At 78.2% G+C, this 1,617-nt stretch carries 1 protein-coding gene; it reads left to right on the forward strand.

Annotated elements, in window-relative coordinates:
• Positions 1-172 precede the first annotated feature (172 nt).
• On the forward strand, positions 173-1,381 hold the full coding sequence (locus L1885_RS28120) for a MalY/PatB family protein (RefSeq protein WP_235799963.1): 1,209 nt from the start codon (positions 173-175) through the stop codon (positions 1,379-1,381).
• The last annotated feature ends 236 nt before the right edge of the window (positions 1,382-1,617 follow it).

Consider the following 1,617-nt stretch of genomic DNA (forward strand, 5'->3'; position numbering starts at 1 on the left):
CCCGCCCGTACCGCCGCCCGCGGCGGACGCATAGCCTGCCGTTGTCGGCCGCCCGGACCGGCCGCCCGAGCCGGACCCCACCCGGTCCGTCCCGGGCCCGGCCGGGCCCGAGCGCGCCCGGCCGGGTGCGCACCGCGTCCCGTCCGCCCGCGACCGCCAGGAATGAGTGACCGTGCCGCACACGTCCGACCGCCCCTCCCCGTTCGACACCGTCGACCTCGCCCAGCTCCGCCGCCGCCACAACACCAAGTGGGGCGGTGTCCCGCACGACGTCCTGTCGCTGTCCGTCGCCGAGACGGACTTCGCGACCGCCCCGCCCGTGACGGCCGCCCTGGAGCGCGCGCTCGCCGACGGCGACCTCGGCTACGCACCGCCGGACGCCCTCGGCCTGCCCGCCGCGTTCGCCGCGTTCGCGGGCCGGCACTGGGACTGGCATCCGGACCCGGCCGCCTTCGTCCCCGTCTCCGAGGTCATGGTCGGGGTCGTGGAGGCGCTGCGGCTGCTCACCGCCCCCGGCGACCGGGTGGTCGTCGAGACCCCCGCGTACGGGCCCTACTTCCGCGTCCTGCGCGAGACGGGCCGGGCGATCGCCCCCGTACCGCTCCTCGCCACCCCCGAGGGCCCGCGCAGGGACCTGGAGGGGCTGCGCAGGGCCTTCGCCGGGGGCGCCACGGCCATGCTGCTGTGCCACCCGCACAACCCCACCGGGTACCTCGGCGATCGTACGGAGCTGACCGCGGTGGCGGCCCTCGCGGCGGAGTACGGCGTGGCGGTGATCGCGGACGAGATCTGGGCGCCGCTGGTCCTCGACGGCGCCGCGCCCGCGGCGGGGGACGCCCCGGGCGACGCCGGCGGCCGGTCGCCGTTCGTCCCGTACGCGACCGTCCCCCAGGGGGACGGGGTCCGCACCGTGGTGATGACCTCGGCGTCCAAGGCGTACAACATCCCCGGGCTCAAGTGCGCGCTGATGCTGCCGGCCACGGAGGCGGCCGCGGCGGCGCTGCGCGGGCTGCCGGAGCTGCTCCCGTTCCGCATAGCGCTGCTCGGAGTGCTCGCGGGCCAGGCGGCCTTCGCGGAGGGCGACGCGTGGCTGGGGGACCTGCGCGCCCACCTGCGCGCGAACCGCGATCTGCTCACGCGGCTGCTGGCCGAGCACGTGCCGGGCGCCGGCCACGTACCGCCGGACGCCACGTACCTGGCCTGGGTCGACCTGCGCGGCGTGGCCCCGGAGGGTGTCCCGGCGGCCGCGTACGTGGAGGAACGCGCACGGGTGCGGCTCTCGGACGGCGAGGAGTACGGCGCGCCCGGCTGGGCCAGGCTCAACTTCGGTACGAGCGCGGCCCTGTTGGAGGAGTCCGTACGGCGCATGGGAGCGCTGTGACGAGCCGGGCCGCGTGATCCCGCGCACGGCCGGGCAGCCGACCGCCCGGCCGCAGGCCGAGGGGGGCCTGCGATGTCACGACCGGGGCCCGGACGAAGGGCGTACCCGGCGGTGCGGCGTCGCGAACCACGGCCGCGACGCGGGGCGTTCCCGGCCCTGTGATCCCGGTGCCGGGCGGGTGGGCCCGGACCCGCCGGGACCCGCCGGGACCGGCCGGTGCGACCCGGCTGGGTCCG

Origin of the sequence: Streptomyces fuscigenes (assembly GCF_021556455.1) — a bacterium.
GTDB classification, from domain to species: Bacteria; Actinomycetota; Actinomycetes; order Streptomycetales; family Streptomycetaceae; genus Streptomyces; species Streptomyces fuscigenes.